16 protein-coding genes are annotated in these 14,308 nt (G+C 72.7%); 13 read left to right on the forward strand and 3 right to left on the reverse strand.

Going from position 1 to position 14,308, the window contains the following annotated elements; all coding sequences use genetic code 11:
• The first annotated feature begins 131 nt into the window (after positions 1-131).
• The 11 genes from ald (at position 132) to AB0O21_RS36245 (ending at position 10,750) form a co-directional block, all read left to right on the forward strand.
• On the forward strand, positions 132-1,247 hold the full coding sequence (gene ald, locus AB0O21_RS36195; protein WP_365178809.1) for an alanine dehydrogenase: 1,116 nt from the start codon (positions 132-134) through the stop codon (positions 1,245-1,247).
• Positions 1,248-1,615: 368 nt separating this feature from the next.
• Positions 1,616-2,734 (forward strand): ParA family protein, encoded by a 1,119-nt coding sequence (locus AB0O21_RS36200; RefSeq protein ID WP_365178812.1) that lies wholly within the window; start codon positions 1,616-1,618, stop codon positions 2,732-2,734.
• Positions 2,719-3,225 (forward strand): hypothetical protein, encoded by a 507-nt coding sequence (locus AB0O21_RS36205; RefSeq protein ID WP_365178814.1) that lies wholly within the window; start codon positions 2,719-2,721, stop codon positions 3,223-3,225. The genes AB0O21_RS36200 and AB0O21_RS36205 overlap by 16 nt, the downstream gene beginning before the upstream one ends.
• A 221-nt stretch (positions 3,226-3,446) precedes the next feature.
• The gene (locus AB0O21_RS36210) at positions 3,447-4,427 is read left to right on the forward strand and encodes a segregation/condensation protein A (RefSeq protein WP_365178860.1); all 981 of its coding nucleotides are present in this window, start codon (positions 3,447-3,449) and stop codon (positions 4,425-4,427) included.
• The gene (scpB, locus tag AB0O21_RS36215) at positions 4,424-5,047 is read left to right on the forward strand and encodes an SMC-Scp complex subunit ScpB (protein ID WP_365178817.1); all 624 of its coding nucleotides are present in this window, start codon (positions 4,424-4,426) and stop codon (positions 5,045-5,047) included. The genes AB0O21_RS36210 and scpB overlap by 4 nt, the downstream gene beginning before the upstream one ends.
• The gene (locus AB0O21_RS36220) at positions 5,047-6,405 is read left to right on the forward strand and encodes a pseudouridine synthase (protein ID WP_365178820.1); all 1,359 of its coding nucleotides are present in this window, start codon (positions 5,047-5,049) and stop codon (positions 6,403-6,405) included. The genes scpB and AB0O21_RS36220 overlap by 1 nt, the downstream gene beginning before the upstream one ends.
• 166 nt (positions 6,406-6,571) lie before the next feature.
• A complete protein-coding gene (pnuC, locus tag AB0O21_RS36225; protein ID WP_365178823.1) occupies positions 6,572-7,168 on the forward strand; it encodes a nicotinamide riboside transporter PnuC in 597 nt (198 codons plus the stop codon).
• On the forward strand, positions 7,165-8,244 hold the full coding sequence (locus tag AB0O21_RS36230) for an AAA family ATPase (protein ID WP_365178826.1): 1,080 nt from the start codon (positions 7,165-7,167) through the stop codon (positions 8,242-8,244). The genes pnuC and AB0O21_RS36230 overlap by 4 nt, the downstream gene beginning before the upstream one ends.
• A complete protein-coding gene (locus AB0O21_RS36235; RefSeq protein WP_365178828.1) occupies positions 8,241-8,981 on the forward strand; it encodes an NUDIX hydrolase in 741 nt (246 codons plus the stop codon). The genes AB0O21_RS36230 and AB0O21_RS36235 overlap by 4 nt, the downstream gene beginning before the upstream one ends.
• Positions 8,978-9,988 (forward strand): ADP-ribosylglycohydrolase family protein, encoded by a 1,011-nt coding sequence (locus AB0O21_RS36240; protein WP_365178831.1) that lies wholly within the window; start codon positions 8,978-8,980, stop codon positions 9,986-9,988. The genes AB0O21_RS36235 and AB0O21_RS36240 overlap by 4 nt, the downstream gene beginning before the upstream one ends.
• Positions 9,989-9,991: 3 nt before the next feature.
• On the forward strand, positions 9,992-10,750 hold the full coding sequence (locus AB0O21_RS36245) for a nucleotidyltransferase domain-containing protein (protein ID WP_365178834.1): 759 nt from the start codon (positions 9,992-9,994) through the stop codon (positions 10,748-10,750).
• A 2-nt stretch (positions 10,751-10,752) separates the two neighbouring features.
• Here AB0O21_RS36245 and AB0O21_RS36250 read toward each other — a convergent pair whose 3' ends face one another.
• The 3 genes from AB0O21_RS36250 to AB0O21_RS36260 all read right to left on the reverse strand — a co-directional run bounded on the left by AB0O21_RS36250 (position 10,753) and on the right by AB0O21_RS36260 (position 12,364).
• A complete protein-coding gene (locus tag AB0O21_RS36250) occupies positions 10,753-11,433 on the reverse strand; it encodes a nucleotidyltransferase domain-containing protein (RefSeq protein ID WP_365178837.1) in 681 nt (226 codons plus the stop codon).
• Positions 11,434-11,460: 27 nt separating this feature from the next.
• Positions 11,461-11,937 carry a Rieske (2Fe-2S) protein gene (locus AB0O21_RS36255; protein ID WP_365178840.1) on the reverse strand — a complete coding sequence of 159 codons (477 nt, stop codon included), beginning with the start codon at positions 11,935-11,937 and terminating at the stop codon, positions 11,461-11,463.
• A gap of 82 nt (positions 11,938-12,019) precedes the next feature.
• Entirely contained in the window at positions 12,020-12,364 is a 345-nt protein-coding gene (locus AB0O21_RS36260; RefSeq protein ID WP_365178843.1) for a DUF952 domain-containing protein, read from the reverse strand.
• A gap of 136 nt (positions 12,365-12,500) precedes the next feature.
• Between AB0O21_RS36260 and AB0O21_RS36265 the strand changes: the two genes are divergently transcribed.
• Together AB0O21_RS36265 and AB0O21_RS36270 are read left to right on the forward strand one after the other, a co-directional pair.
• Entirely contained in the window at positions 12,501-12,935 is a 435-nt protein-coding gene (locus AB0O21_RS36265) for a YidB family protein (RefSeq protein ID WP_365178846.1), read from the forward strand.
• Between the two features lie 136 nt (positions 12,936-13,071).
• Positions 13,072-14,160 carry a prephenate dehydrogenase gene (locus AB0O21_RS36270; RefSeq protein WP_365178849.1) on the forward strand — a complete coding sequence of 363 codons (1,089 nt, stop codon included), beginning with the start codon at positions 13,072-13,074 and terminating at the stop codon, positions 14,158-14,160.
• The last annotated feature ends 148 nt before the right edge of the window (positions 14,161-14,308 follow it).

Here is a 14,308-nt window from a genome sequence, read left to right on the forward strand (position 1 = left end):
GACACGCGCCAGTCCTTCAATAAACTGGGTTCACCACGTCATCCGTGGTGCATCCCGTTGCGCGTTCTTGTGGGCGGGTATGTATGGAAGTGCCCCGTTCAATCCCCCTGAGTCAAGGACCGTGATCGACGATGAAGGTCGGCATCCCCCGCGAGGTCAAGAACAACGAGTTCCGCGTGGCCATCACCCCCGCCGGTGTCCACGAGCTCGTCCGCAACGGCCACCAGGTCTTCATCGAGCAGAACGCCGGTGTGGGCTCCTCGATCACGGACGCCGAGTACGTCTCCGCCGGCGCCGAGATCCTCGGCACCGCCGACGAGGTCTGGGCCACGGCCGACCTGCTGCTGAAGGTCAAGGAGCCCATCGCGGAGGAGTACCACCGCCTCCGCAAGGACCAGACCCTCTTCACCTACCTGCACCTGGCGGCCTCCCGTGAGTGCACGGACGCCCTGCTGGAGTCCGGCACCACCGCCATCGCGTACGAGACGGTCGAGCTCGCCAACCGCGCGCTTCCGCTGCTCGCCCCGATGTCCGAGGTCGCGGGCCGCCTGGCCCCGCAGGTCGGCGCCTACCACCTGATGCGCTCGGCCGGCGGCCGCGGCGTGCTCCCCGGCGGTGTCCCCGGCACCCACGCCGGTGAGTGCGTGGTCATCGGCGGCGGCGTCTCCGGCTGGAACGCCGCGCAGATCGCCATCGGCATGGGCTTCCACGTGACCCTGCTGGACCGCGACATCAACAAGCTCCGCGAGGCCGACAAGATCTTCGGCACGAAGATCAAGACGATCGTCTCCAACGCCTACGAGCTGGAGAAGGCCGTCATCGAGGCCGACCTCGTCATCGGCGCGGTGCTGATCCCGGGTGCGAAGGCCCCGAAGCTGGTCACCAACGAGCTCGTCGCCAAGATGAAGCCCGGAAGTGTCCTTGTCGACATTGCGATCGACCAGGGCGGCTGCTTCGAGGACTCCCGTCCGACCACCCACGCCGAGCCGACCTTCCAGGTCCACAACTCGGTCTTCTACTGCGTCGCCAACATGCCGGGCGCGGTTCCGAACACCTCCACCTACGCGCTGACGAACGCCACGCTGCCCTACATCGTGCAGCTCGCGAACCTCGGCTGGGTCGAGGCGCTGCGCCGTGACCCCGCGCTCGCCCTGGGCCTCAACACCCATGACGGCCAGGTCGTTTACGGCCCGGTCGCCGAGGCCCACGGTCTCGAGACCCTCGAGCTGAGCACGCTGCTCGGCTGAGTCGTCAACGATTGACGTCAATCTCACGTATCCGGCCGGACCTTGCCCGCAAGGTCCGGCCGGACGCGTTTGCGAGGAGGCCGCGGATCCCCCTCAACTCGCCTCGAACGTAACCCTTTAACCCTTTCGCACACCCGCGAAACTTCGCGGCGAGAGTCCGTGCGCCCTTGACAGAGTGTTGTTCGGTTGCCGACACATCGTGCCGGGTCCGGCGGATTGTGTTGCCGCTGAGTGGTGACACGCCATAGAGTCGCCAACCGTCGGCATGGTGCCACGCTGACCTATCGATAAGTGTCCTGGTCACGTCCGAGGAGGTAAGACGACTTGTGAATGAGTCGACATTTGCTCCTGGGGGTGGTCGAGCGGGGATGCCCGCGCGGGGCGAAAGCCCTGCCGGGCTCGAGGCTGTCGGCTCCGTCGCAGTACGCACCTTCGCAAACCACCAGCACCTGACGACGCCCCAAAAGAGCATGGACGGCCTAGACGTGAACTCCACGGCCGGCGACCGAAGCGGCGATACGCCCATTGGACTCGCCGACTACGACCAGGTGCCCGAGGGGCACTTCTACGACCCCGACGCGGAGTACGAGCCCGACCCCGAGTACGCGGCCACCCTCGCTCCCGACGCTGCCCGTCAGCGCCGCGAGCGGATCGGCCCGACCGGACGTCCGCTTCCGTACTTCCCGATCCCGGGTCCGCTGACCGACCACGGTCCGGCGAAGATCATCGCGATGTGCAACCAGAAGGGCGGCGTGGGCAAGACCACGTCGACCATCAACCTGGGTGCGGCGCTCGCCGAGTACGGGCGCCGCGTGCTGCTCGTCGACTTCGACCCGCAGGGCGCGCTGTCCGTGGGTCTCGGCGTGAACCCGATGGAACTCGACCTGACGGTCTACAACCTGCTCATGGAGCGGGGCATGTCGGCCGACGAGGTGCTGCTCAAGACGGCGGTCCCCAACATGGACCTGCTGCCGAGCAACATCGACCTGTCCGCTGCGGAAGTGCAGTTGGTCAGCGAGGTCGCGCGCGAGTCGACGCTGCAGCGGGCCCTGAAGCCCCTGATGGCCGACTACGACTACATCGTGATCGACTGTCAGCCCTCGCTGGGTCTGCTGACCGTGAACGCCCTGACGGCGGCTCACAAGGTCATCGTCCCGCTGGAATGCGAGTTCTTCGCGCTGCGCGGCGTGGCGCTGCTGACCGAGACGATCGAGAAGGTCCAGGAGCGGCTGAACCCGGAGCTGGAGCTCGACGGCATCCTCGCCACGATGTACGACTCCCGCACGGTGCACAGCCGCGAGGTGCTGGCGCGCGTCGTCGAGGCCTTCGACGACCACGTCTACCACACGGTCATCGGCCGGACGGTGCGCTTCCCGGAGACCACGGTCGCCGGCGAGCCGATCACCACGTACGCCTCCAACTCCGTCGGCGCCGCCGCCTACCGCCAGCTGGCCAGGGAGGTGCTCGCCCGGTGTCACGCCGAGTGAGTCTGCCCGGAGCCGACGAACTGTTCCGCACGACCGGGGGGATGGCCCTCCAGTCGTCCTCGCCGCGGCGAGGGGCCGACGAGGCGTCAGCCGGGGTCGGGGAGCACTCGGCCGCCTCGGCGGAGGGCACGGCGGGGGAGGGCCGCAGCCGGGAGGCTGAGGCCGGTACGGAGCCGGTCGTGGGCGCACCGCGACGGTCGCAGGAAGGTTCTGTCAACGGAACCGCCCCCGCGGCCGGCCGCGGCAAGGGCCAGGGCCGGGGTGCGAACCGCCGGCCCAGCGGGCGCGAGCGGCACGACGAGAAGATCACGGTCTACGTCTCCGCGGAGGAGCTCATGGACCTGGAGCACGCCCGGCTCGTGCTCCGCGGGGAGCACGGCCTGGCGGTCGACCGGGGCCGCATCGTCCGCGAGGCGGTGGCGGTGGTCCTGGCGGACCTCGAATCCCGCGGCGACGCGAGCATCCTGGTCCGCCGCCTCCGAGGTCGCTAGCCGCCCTCCCCCTGCGGGGGGCTTGGCCGGGCAGGGGCTCACCACAGCGGCCTGCCGGCCGCCCCGGGGCTCCGCCCCGGACCCCGCTCCTCAAACGCCGGAGGGGCTGGATCGCGGCCCCGGCGCAGCCCCGCGGGCCCGCCGGCTGGTTAGGCTGCTCGTGGCCGCCGGGTGTCATGCCCGGGCCCCCGCCGCCCTCCTTGCGCACCACCTGGACCGTCATGCCCCTGCCCGCCGATTCCGGCCGCCCGCCCCGCCGCCTGCTGGGGCGGGGCCCCGGTGCGCCGGGAGCGGCCCCGGAGGCCCCTGTCCCCGCTGGGGAGCCCCAGGAGGCCCCCCAGGCTCCTGAGGGGCCCGCTGCGCGCGAGGAACGGCCCTCCGGGCCGGACGGCACGGCCGGAGGCGACGGCCGGTTCACCCTGCGGCTCGACAACTTCGAGGGGCCGTTCGACCTGCTGCTGCAACTGATCTCGCGGCACAAGCTCGACGTCACCGAGGTCGCGCTGTCCCAGGTCACCGACGAGTTCATGGCCCACATCCGGGCCATGGGGCCCGACTGGGACCTCGACCAGACCACCGAGTTCCTCGTCGTCGCCGCCACCCTCCTCGACCTGAAGGCCGCCCGGCTGCTGCCGGCCGCCGAGGTGGAGGACGAGGGCGACCTCGCCCTCCTGGAGGCCCGGGACCTGCTCTTCGCGCGGCTGCTCCAGTACCGGGCGTACAAGAAGATCGCCGAGATTTTCGAGGGGCGGGCCGAGGCCGAGGGCAAGCGGTACCCGCGGACCGTCGGGCTGGAGCCGCACCACGCAGACCTGCTCCCCGAGGTCGTCATCAGCATCGGTGCCGACGGGTTCGCCCGGCTCGCCGTCAAGGCCATGCAGCCCAAGGCGAAGCCGCAGGTGTACGTGGACCACATCCACGCACCGCTCGTCAGCGTGCGCGAACAGGCCGGGCTCGTGGTGCGGATGCTGAAGGCGCGCGGGGAGGCCACCTTCCAGGAGCTCACCGAGGACACTGGGGACACCCTCACCGTCGTCGCCCGCTTCCTGGCCCTCCTGGAGCTCTACCGGGAGAAGGCGGTGGTCCTCGACCAGGAGGAGGCCCTGAACACCCTCACCGTGCGCTGGAGCGGCGGGGACGGCGACGGCATGCCGACCGTGACCGACGAGTTCGACCAGATCATCGTGGAGGCGAAGGAATGAGCGACGTGGCCGGGCTGGAGCTCAAGCCCGCGCTGGAAGCCGTACTCATGGTCGTGGACGAGCCCGCGACCGAGGCGCACCTCGCCAAGGTGCTGGAGCGCACCCCGCGCGAGGTCGCGGACGCGCTGCGCGAGCTCGCCGACGAGTACACGGTGCAGAAGCGCGGCTTCGAGCTGCGGCTCGTGGCCGGCGGGTGGCGGTTCTACACGCGGGCGGAGTACGCCCCGGCCGTCGAGGGCTTCGTGCTGGACGGCCAGCAGGCCCGGCTCACGCAGGCGGCGCTGGAGACCCTGGCGGTCGTCGCGTACCGCCAGCCGGTGAGCCGGTCACGGGTTTCCGCGGTCCGCGGCGTCAACTGCGACGGGGTCATGCGGACCCTCCTCCAGCGGGGTCTGGTGGAGGAGGCGGGGACGGAACCCGAAACAGGTGCGATCCTGTACAGGACGACGAACTACTTTCTGGAGCGGATGGGCCTGCGAGGCCTGGACGAGCTCCCGGAGCTCGCGCCCTTCCTCCCCGAGGCGGACGCGATCGAAGCCGAGACGCAAGAAGGTGTGCCGTCGTTCGATCCGGACGCACCGGATACCGATGAAGACGACGACAAGACGACGGACATTTGATGCGAAGCAGCGGCAACGGCAACGGTGGCAACAGGAACAGCGGCGGCGGTGGCGGCGGCGGGCGCGGTAGCGCCCGTGGCGGCGGCTCCTCCGGCGGCGGTGGCTACCGCGGCGGCGGCTCCGGCGGTGGCAGCGGCAGCGGTGGCGGTGGCTACCGGGGCGGCTCCTCCGGCGGCTCGGGCGGTGGCGGCGGCTACCGCGGCGGCTCCTCCGGCGGTGGCTCGCGCGGCGGCAGCTCCGGTGGCTACCGCAGCGGCGGCTCCGGCGGCTACCAGGGAGGCGGCTACCAGGGAGGCGGTTCCGACCGCGACCGCGAGCCGGCGCCCCGCATCAAAAACCCGCGCCCTGAGGAGCGCCGCTACGACGTGGGCCCCGAGGGCGAGCGCAGCGGCCGCAGCGGCCCCAAGGCCGGCGGCGGCGGTGCCCGCGGCGCGGCGGCGCGCGGTGGCGCCAAGGGCGGCCCGAAGGTTTCCAAGACCCCCGGCATCGGCGGCGCGGGCGGCCCGCGCCGCGGCCCCGGCAGCCGCAGCGGCCAGTCCCGCCCCCGCGAGCTGGACGCGCGCATCGAGGAGCGCGTGCGCGACCGGTACGCCGACAAGCCCGTGATCAAGACCCCGAAGACCTTCCCGGGTGCCGAGCAGGAGGGTGAGCGCCTGCAGAAGGTGCTCGCCCGGGCCGGCATGGGCTCGCGCCGCGCGTGCGAGGAGCTCATCGAGCAGGCGCGCGTCGAGGTCAACGGCGAGATCGTGCTGGAGCAGGGCAAGCGCGTCCAGCCGAAGGACGAGATCAAGGTGGACGGCCTGACCGTCGCCACGCAGTCGTACCTGTTCTTCGCGCTGAACAAGCCCGCCGGTGTCGTCTCCACGATGGAGGACCCGGACGGCCGCCAGTGCCTCGGCGACTACGTCACCAACCGTGAGACGCGTCTCTTCCACGTCGGCCGGCTCGACACCGAGACCGAGGGCATCATCCTGCTCACCAACCACGGCGAGCTGGCCCACCGCCTCACGCACCCGAAGTACGGCGTGCAGAAGACCTACGTGGCCGCGATCACCGGCTCGCTGCCGCGTGACATCGGCAAGCGGCTCAAGGACGGCATCGAGCTGGAGGACGGGTACGCCCGCGCCGACAACTTCCGCGTCGTCGACCAGGTCGGCAAGAACTACCTGGTCGAGGTGACCCTCCACGAGGGCCGCAAGCACATCGTCCGCCGCATGCTGTCCGAGGCGGGCTTCCCCGTCGACAAGCTCGTCCGGACCGCCTTCGGTCCCATCGAGCTGGGCGACCAGAAGTCCGGCTGGCTGCGCCGCCTGACCAACACCGAGGTCGGCATGCTGATGCGCGAGGTCGGTCTGTAGTCCGCCTGACCGCCTGACCGCCTGACCGCCTGACCGCCTGACCGCCTGACCGCCGAGCGCGGGAGAAAGCCCGCAGTGCCCCACGGCACTGCGGGCTTTTCCCTTGTCCGGACCCCCTCCCCCTGTTTATAGTCAACCTGACTATTAAAGGAGCGAGGGGTTCGTCATGAGCTGGACCGAGGTACTCGGATTCGCCACTGGTGCCCTGTGCGTCTGGCTCGTGGCCCGCCGGCACGTCGCCAACTGGCCGATCGGCATCGCCAACAACGTCTTCTTCATCGTGCTCTTCACCCGGGCCGGCCTCTACGCCGACGCCGGGCTGCAGATCGTCTTCATCGCCCTCGCCGCGTACGGCTGGTGGTCCTGGACCCACGGGGGTGGACCAGGAACCTCCCAGGCCCTGCCGGTGCGCCGCACCACGCGCACCGAATGGGTCTGGCTCGCCGCGGCGGGGGCGGTGGGGGTCCTCGCCCTCACCCTGCTGCTGGACCGCGCCACCGACTCCACCGTCCCCTTCTGGGACGCCCTGACGACCGGGCTCTCGCTCGCGGCCACCTACGGCCAGTGCCGCAAGCTCGTCGAGTCCTGGTGGCTGTGGATCGCCGCCGACCTCGTGTACATCCCGCTCTACGCGTACAAGGGCCTCTACCTGACCGCGGTCCTCTACGTCGGCTTCCTCGCGCTCTGCGTGGTCGGGCTGCTCGGCTGGCGGCGGACGCTCCGGGCGCCGGGCGCCCGTACGACGCTGGAGGCCACGGCATGAGGCGCTACGGGCACGGCCTCGTACTCGGCAAGTTCTACCCGCCGCACGCCGGCCACCACCACCTGGTGCGCACCGCCCAGGACCGCTGCGACCGGCTGACCGTGCTGGTCTGCGCGGCCTCCGTGGAGTCCGTCCCGCTCGCCGACCGGGTGGCCTGGATGCGCGAGGAGCACCCCGGCGCGGACGTCGTCGGCGCGGTCGACGACATCCCGGTCGACCTCACGGACCCGGCCGTCTGGGAGGCGCACATGGCGATCTTCCGGGACGCGGTCGGCGGGCCCGTCGACGCCGTGTTCACCTCGGAGGACTACGGCGCCGAGCTCGCGCGGCGGTTCGGCGCCGAGGAGGTCTGCGTGGACCCGGCACGGACCCTGTTCCCCGTCTCCGGGACGGCCGTCCGGGCCGACCCCGCGGGCTGCTGGGACTTCCTGGGCCCGGCCGTACGGGCCTCCCTGGCCCGGCGGGTCGTCGTACTCGGCGCCGAGTCCACCGGCACGACCACGCTGTCGCGGGCGCTGGCTGAGCACTACCGGCGGCGCGGCGGGATCTGGACCGGGACGGGCTGGGTCGCCGAGTACGGGCGGCAGTACAGCGAGGAGAAGCTCGCGGCGGCCCGCGCCGCCGACCCGGACGCCGACTGGGCGGACATCACCTTCACCTCGGAGGAGTTCCCCGTCATCGCGCGGCGGCAGGACGCCGAGGAGGAACGGGCCGCCCGGCTCGGCTCGCCGGTGCTGTTCTGCGACACCGACTCCTTCGCGACCGGCATCTGGCACGAGCGCTACGTCGGCGGACGGAGCGAAGAGGTCGATAAGACCGCCTCCCTCACCCGGCGTGACCTGTACCTGCTGACGGACGACGCGGACGTGCCCTTCGAGGACGACGGGCTGCGCGACGGCCCCCACCTGAGGCCCTGGATGACCGGACGGTTCCGGGAGGAACTGGAGCGCACCGGCCGGCGTTTCCTCGTCATGCGGGGCGGCCGCGAGGAACGGCTGGCGGCCGCGGTGGCGGCGGTCGACGGACTGCTCGCCGAGGGCTGGCACTTCGCCGACCCGCTGCCGGAGACCCGATGAGTGGGGCGCCGCCCGCGGGCTACGACCCGCACGCCTTCGCGCCGTTCGCGGTGACCGTCGACCTCGCGGTGTTCACCGTACGGGCCGGGCTGCTGCACGTCCTGCTGATCCGGCGCGGCCGGCAGCCGTACGAGGGGGCCTGGGCGCTCCCCGGCGGCTTCGTCCTGCCCCGGGAGTCCGCGGAGACCGCCGCCCGCCGCGAACTGGCCGAGGAGACAGGCCTGGCGCAGCCCCTGGTGGACGCCCTGCACCTGGAACAGCTGCGCACCTACAGCGAGCCGGACCGGGACCCCCGGATGCGGGTGGTGTCGGTGGCCTTCACGGCCCTGGTCCCCGACCTGCCGGAGCCGGCGGCGCAGGGCGGCGGCGACGCGGCGCACGCCCGCTGGGTGCCGGTGGGGGAGGTCCGGAAGCTCGCCTTCGACCATGCGGTGATCCTCGGCGACGCCCGGGCGCGGATCGGCTCGAAGCTCGAGTACACCTGCCTGGCCACCGCCTTCTGCCCGCCCGAATTCACCCTCGGGGAGCTCCAGGCCGTCTACGAGACCGTCTGGGACACCACCCTCGACCGCCCCAACTTCCGCCGCAAGGTGCTGGCCACACCCGGGTTCGTCGAAGCCGTACCGGGCGCCGCCCGGCTGACCGGCGGCCGCGGCAAACCGGCCGCCCTCCACCGGGCCGGCCCGGCGACCACCCTGCACCCCCCGCTGCTCCGACCGGAAGGAACCACGCGATGACCAAGCGAGCCGCTACCGGCGCCATGATCGGGCTGGCCCTGGGCGACGCCCTCGGCTTCCCGACCGAGTTCAACGACGTGCCGTCGATCCTGGCCAAGACCGGCCCCTGGCGGGAGATGAAACTGCCCCGCCCGGCGATCGTCACGGACGACACCCAGATGACCCTCGCCCTGGCGCGCGGCATACGGACGGCCGCCGACCGGGGCCGGGTGGGCCCGCTGCGCCTCGCCCGCCCGGTCCGGGAGGAGTTCGTCGACTGGTACCAGTCGCCCGAGAACAACCGCGCCCCGGGCAACACCTGCCTGCGGGCGTGCTCGCTGCTGAAGCACCCCGACCGGGACTGGCGGGACGCCAGCCAGCTCGGCTCCAAGGGCTGCGGCGCCAACATGCGGGTGGTGCCGGTCGGGCTGGTGCCCGGCTGGACGGAGGAGGAGCGGGCGGGCGCGGCCCAGCTCCAGTCGGCCCTCACCCACGGCCACCCGACGGCGCTCGCCGCCTCCGACCTGACGGCCCGCGCGGTGTACCTCCTCGCGGCCGGCACCGAGGTGACGGGCCTGGTCGGGCTGCTGCGCTCGTACGCCCTGGAGAACCGCACCCGCTACCACGAGCGCTGGCTCGGCGACCTGTGGATGCGGACCGCCTCCGACGCCTCGCCGGAATCCTTCATCGCGCGCGGCTGGGACGAGTGCCTGGAGGTCCTGGACCGCCTGGCGGCCGCCCTGCGCACCCCGTCCCCGGAGACCGACCCCTGCCTGACCACGGGCGACGGCTGGATCGCGGAGGAGGCCCTCGCCACCGCCCTCCAGTGCTTCCTGATCTTCCCCGACGAACCCCTCCTCGCCCTGCGCCGCGCGGCCTGCACCCAGGGCGACTCCGACTCCATCGCCTGCCTCGCCGGAGCCTTCGCGGGGGCCCACCTCGGCGCGGACGTCTGGCCCCGCGACTGGGAGGGCCGCATCGAGTACCGGGACGAACTCCTGGCCTTCGGAACCCTCTGGGATGCTTGACCCATGCTGGACGCACTGAGTCTCGACCTGGCCCCCGTCGTGGCGGAGCAGCCCGACCCGCTGCTCTTCGCCACGGTCTCGGGCGCCCACCTGTACGGATTTCCCTCCCGGGACTCCGACATCGACCTCCGCGGCGCACACCTCCTGCCGGCCGGCGCCCTCCTCGGGCTGCGCGAGCCGGAGGAGACCCGCACCCGCATGTGGGACCGGGACGACGTGGAGATGGACCTCGTCACGCACGACCTGCGCAAGTTCGTCCGCCTGATGCTGAACCGCAACGGCTACGTCCTGGAGCAGCTGCTGTCCCCGCTCGTGGTCCACACGACGCCGGCGCACGAGGAGCTGATCGCGCTGGCCCCGGGGGTCCTGACCTCCCACCACGCCCACCACTACCGGGGCTTCGCCAACACCCAGTGGCGGCTCTTCGAGAAGGCCCGCGAACTCAAGCCGGTGCTCTACGCGTTCCGGGCCCTGCTCACCGGCATCCATCTGATGAGGTCCGGCGAGGTGCAGGCGCACCTGCCGACCCTGCTCGGCGAGGTGGCCGAGGCGCCCCCGTACCTCGGTGCCCTGATCGAGGCCAAGGTGGCCGCCGAGCACGGGGGCTACCGGGGGCCGGACCTCGGCGGGGTGCGGGCGGACTTCGAGGCGCTGCACGCGGTGCTGGACGCGGCGCAGGCCGCGTCGGCGCTGCCGGAGCACGCCTCGGCCCACGACGCGCTCGACGAGCTCGTCGTACGGCGCCGGACCATGAACGACTGAGGCTACGCGGCCGACGCGCGGCGGGTGCGCAGGAGGAAGTCCTCCACGCGGGCCAGGTCCGGGGCCTCGGGCAGGGGCGTCCTGGTGAGGGCGGCTTCGGTCTCCTCCTGGAGGCGGGCCATCCACGCGTCGACCTCGTCCCAGCCGGCCTCGCCGCGGCGCACCGCCAGCAGGCGCTCGCGGTGCGGGCCCGCGTCGATGGTGAGGCGGCCCGTGCGCAGCAGGTCGCGGCAGGACAGGAGCAGCCGCAGCAGGTGCATGGCGTGCTTCCAGCGCGGGGCGCCGTGGACGCGGACGTCCGCGAGGAGTTTGCCGCGCTGGGAAGCCGCGTACCGGCTGAAGCTGGTGTGGGCCCGGCGGGAGAGGAACGCCTCGCGCAGGGAGAGGAGTTCCTCGCCGACCGGGGTGGTCTCCTCCACGAGGGGGGAGTGCAGGCACTCCAGGATGTTCGGGTTGGCGCGCAGGGCGAGCTCGCAGAAGCGCTCCAGCTCCCAGGAGAACTCCTCGTCCCGAGGGCCCTCCACGTGCGTGGGGGGCTTCTCGAACCGCCAGAACAGCGGCGTCGGGGCGAGGTAGACACCGCGCCGGTCGGTGTCGCTCGCCTCCGTCGCCAGCCCGAACGCCCGGGACCCCATCACGCACCGGTAGACCGTGTGGTCGCGTACCAGTGTCAGATCGTCCATCCCGGGAGGTTAGGCGTCGCGGCCGCGCTACGCGAGCGAGATACTGCCGTCCGCGGCGACGGTGATCTTCTGCTCGGCCAGCGGCCGGGTGGCCGGGCCGTGGGCGACCGCGCCGTCCGCGACCTTGAACTTGCTGCCGTGGCAGGGGCAGTCGATGGTGCCGTCCGCCACCTTGTTGACCAGGCAGCCCTGGTGCGTGCAGACCGCGGTGAAGCAGCGGAAGGACCCGGCCGTGGGCTGGGTGACCACCAGCTTCTCGTCCTTGAGGACCGTGCCGCCGCCGACCGGAACGTCCGCGGCCTTGGCGATGGCCTTGCCGCCGGCCGCCTCCGCGGGCGCGGACCCGCCCGCGGACGGGGTGGCCGCGCTGCCCGATTCGCTCTTGGGCTGCTCCTTCTTGCCGCTGTCGCCGCTGTCACCGCACGCGGCGAGGGTGCCGCCGGCCAGGGCGGCCGCCCCCACCGCCAGTACGGTGCGCCGGGCAGTGCTCGTGGGGTCGCTCATGGCATGTCTCCTCAGCTGTGTGCGGTCGGGCGAGCAGCATCCTGGCCTGCGGCGGCCCCCAGGTGAATCCCGCCGCGCCGGTTCAGTGGGCGGCGGGCCGCCATGGGGCCATTGAGGCAGGGCTGCCGGGTGTGCGTACGACTTCCCACACGCGGATCACCGCGTCCCGGTTCAGCGGGCCGTGCACGTGCGGGTAGCGGCCGCCGGATTCACCCTCACGGCGGACCTCCGCGGTCAGGGCGGCCTCGTCGAGCTCCACCGCCAGCAGGGTCCCCGGCAGCTGCCGGTAGCGGGCCTCGACGATCGCGAGAGCCGTCGCCCGGTCGGCCGAACAGTGCACGAAGCCCTCGGAGTCGAGCGAGGGCGGGGCGTACGGAAGGTCGGGCGCCGTGGTCCAGTCGGCGAGCGGGACGATGTGGAGGATCATGCCGATCGTTCTACCCCAGCGCCCGGGGGCTGTGCGCCAGGTGGCGGCATGACCCGGTATGGGTGACATTGTCGGTGTCTCGAAGCCGGGTACGGCGCTGTCCGCGCGGCCCGGTCCCTCCTCGAAAGGCATCACCATGGCGGGTAACGACCTCGGCTCTCTTCTCGGCGGCCTCCTCGGTGGCGGCAGCGGTCAGGGCGGTGGCGGCGGCAACATCCTGGGCTCACTGCTCGGCGCGCTCATGGGCGGCGCCGGCGGCGGCGGTGCGCAGGCGTCCGGCAACGGCAATCCGCTCGGCGGCCTGCTGGACATGCTGACCAAGTCCGGCCTCGTCGACCAGGCGCAGTCCTGGGTCGGCACGGGCGAGAACCAGCCGGTCAGCGGCGCGCAGATCCAGGAGGCGCTGCCCGCCGACACCCTGCAGAAGGTCGCGCAGGAGGCGGGCGTCAGCCCGGAGCAGGCCGCCGACCAGATCGCGCAGACACTGCCGCAGGCGGTCGACAAGCTGACGCCCAGCGGTCAGATGCCGTCCGGTTCGCTGGAGGACATCATCAAGGCGCAGGCTCTCTGACCCCACGTCAGGGCAGGGCCCGGCGGCCCCCGTCCCACGGGATGGGACGGGACGGCCTGCCGGGCCCTCGCGGTGCCCTCTCTGGCTACTCTGGCCTGCAGAGTCCGTGATCCCGTACGCACCCCTGGAGCGCCCCGTGAGAACCGCCGTCGTCATCGGAACCGGACTGATCGGCACGTCCGCGGCGCTCGCCCTGACATCCCGCGGGATCACCGTCCACCTCGTCGACCACGACCCGGCCCAGGCCCGTACGGCGGCCGCCCTCGGCGCCGGCACGGACGAGCCCCTGGAGGGCCAGGTCGACCTCGCGATCGTCGCCGTACCGCCGGCCCACGTGGCGGCGACCCTGGCCGACGTCATAGGGCGGGGCGTGGCCCGCGCGTACGTGGACGTGGCCAGCGTCAAGGGCGGACCGCGGCGGGAGCTGGCGGAGCTCGGCGTGGACCTCACCTCCTACATCGGCACGCACCCGATGGCCGGCAAGGAGCGGTCGGGGCCGCTCGCGGGCTCGGCTGACCTCTTCGAGGGCCGCCCCTGGGTGCTGACCCCGACCCGGGACACCGAGCACGAGGTGCTGAACCTGGCCCTGGAGCTGGTCGCCCTGTGCCGGGCCGTCCCCGTGGTGATGGACGCGGACGCCCACGACCGGGCGGTGGCGCTGGTCTCCCACACCCCGCAGCTGGTCTCCAGCATGGTCGCAGCCCGGCTGGAGGAGGCCGACGAGACGGCCGTGCGGCTGTGCGGGCAGGGGATCCGGGACGTGACGCGGATCGCGGCGTCCGATCCGCGGATGTGGGTGGAGATCCTGTCGGCGAACCCGGGCCCGGTGGCGGACGTCCTGGCCGGGATCGCGGCCGACCTGGAGGAGACGGTCGAGGCGCTGCGGGGCCTGCAGTCGGCCGACGAGGAGAAGCGGCGGGGCGGCGCCGCCGGGATCGAGGACGTGCTGAAGCGGGGGAACGCCGGGCGGGTGCGGGTGCCGGGCAAGCACGGTGCGGCGCCGACGGTCTACGAGACGGTGGCCGTGCTCATCTCCGACCAGCCGGGGGAGCTGGCGCGGATCTTCGCGGACGCCGGGCGGGCCGGGGTCAACATCGAGGACGTGCGGATCGAGCACGCCACGGGCCAGCAGGCCGGCCTGGTGCAGCTGATGGTGGAGCCGCGGGCCGTCGCCGGCCTGACGGCCGAGCTCCGGGAGCGCGGCTGGGCGCTGCGGCAGCAGTAGGCCCTGCCCTTGCCCTGCGGGGCGTGCCGATGGGGGTGGGCGGGTGCGGCGCCGTTGCGGGGGGGGGGGGCCCCCCCCCCCCCCCCCCCCCCCCCCCCCCCCGGGCGCGGCGGGGGGGGGCGGCCCGCGCTCACCCGGCGCGAGCGAC

It is taken from the genome of Streptomyces sp. NPDC091371, assembly GCF_040684275.1.
In the GTDB taxonomy this organism is placed as follows: domain Bacteria; phylum Actinomycetota; class Actinomycetes; order Streptomycetales; family Streptomycetaceae; genus Streptomyces.

Bases quoted from the DNA above. Each gene is read 5' to 3' on its own strand.
- ald (WP_365178809.1), top strand. From the start codon at position 132: ATGAAGGTCGGCATCCCCCGCGAGGTCAAGAACAACGAGTTCCGCGTG.
- AB0O21_RS36200 (WP_365178812.1), top strand. From the start codon at position 1,616: ATGCCCGCGCGGGGCGAAAGCCCTGCCGGGCTCGAGGCTGTCGGCTCC.
- AB0O21_RS36210 (WP_365178860.1), top strand. From the start codon at position 3,447: ATGCCCCTGCCCGCCGATTCCGGCCGCCCGCCCCGCCGCCTGCTGGGG.
- scpB (WP_365178817.1), top strand. From the start codon at position 4,424: ATGAGCGACGTGGCCGGGCTGGAGCTCAAGCCCGCGCTGGAAGCCGTA.
- AB0O21_RS36220 (WP_365178820.1), top strand. From the start codon at position 5,047: ATGCGAAGCAGCGGCAACGGCAACGGTGGCAACAGGAACAGCGGCGGC.
- pnuC (WP_365178823.1), top strand. From the start codon at position 6,572: ATGAGCTGGACCGAGGTACTCGGATTCGCCACTGGTGCCCTGTGCGTC.
- AB0O21_RS36230 (WP_365178826.1), top strand. From the start codon at position 7,165: ATGAGGCGCTACGGGCACGGCCTCGTACTCGGCAAGTTCTACCCGCCG.
- AB0O21_RS36235 (WP_365178828.1), top strand. From the start codon at position 8,241: ATGAGTGGGGCGCCGCCCGCGGGCTACGACCCGCACGCCTTCGCGCCG.
- AB0O21_RS36240 (WP_365178831.1), top strand. From the start codon at position 8,978: ATGACCAAGCGAGCCGCTACCGGCGCCATGATCGGGCTGGCCCTGGGC.
- AB0O21_RS36245 (WP_365178834.1), top strand. From the start codon at position 9,992: ATGCTGGACGCACTGAGTCTCGACCTGGCCCCCGTCGTGGCGGAGCAG.
- AB0O21_RS36250 (WP_365178837.1), bottom strand. From the start codon at position 11,433: ATGGACGATCTGACACTGGTACGCGACCACACGGTCTACCGGTGCGTG.
- AB0O21_RS36255 (WP_365178840.1), bottom strand. From the start codon at position 11,937: ATGAGCGACCCCACGAGCACTGCCCGGCGCACCGTACTGGCGGTGGGG.
- AB0O21_RS36260 (WP_365178843.1), bottom strand. From the start codon at position 12,364: ATGATCCTCCACATCGTCCCGCTCGCCGACTGGACCACGGCGCCCGAC.
- AB0O21_RS36265 (WP_365178846.1), top strand. From the start codon at position 12,501: ATGGCGGGTAACGACCTCGGCTCTCTTCTCGGCGGCCTCCTCGGTGGC.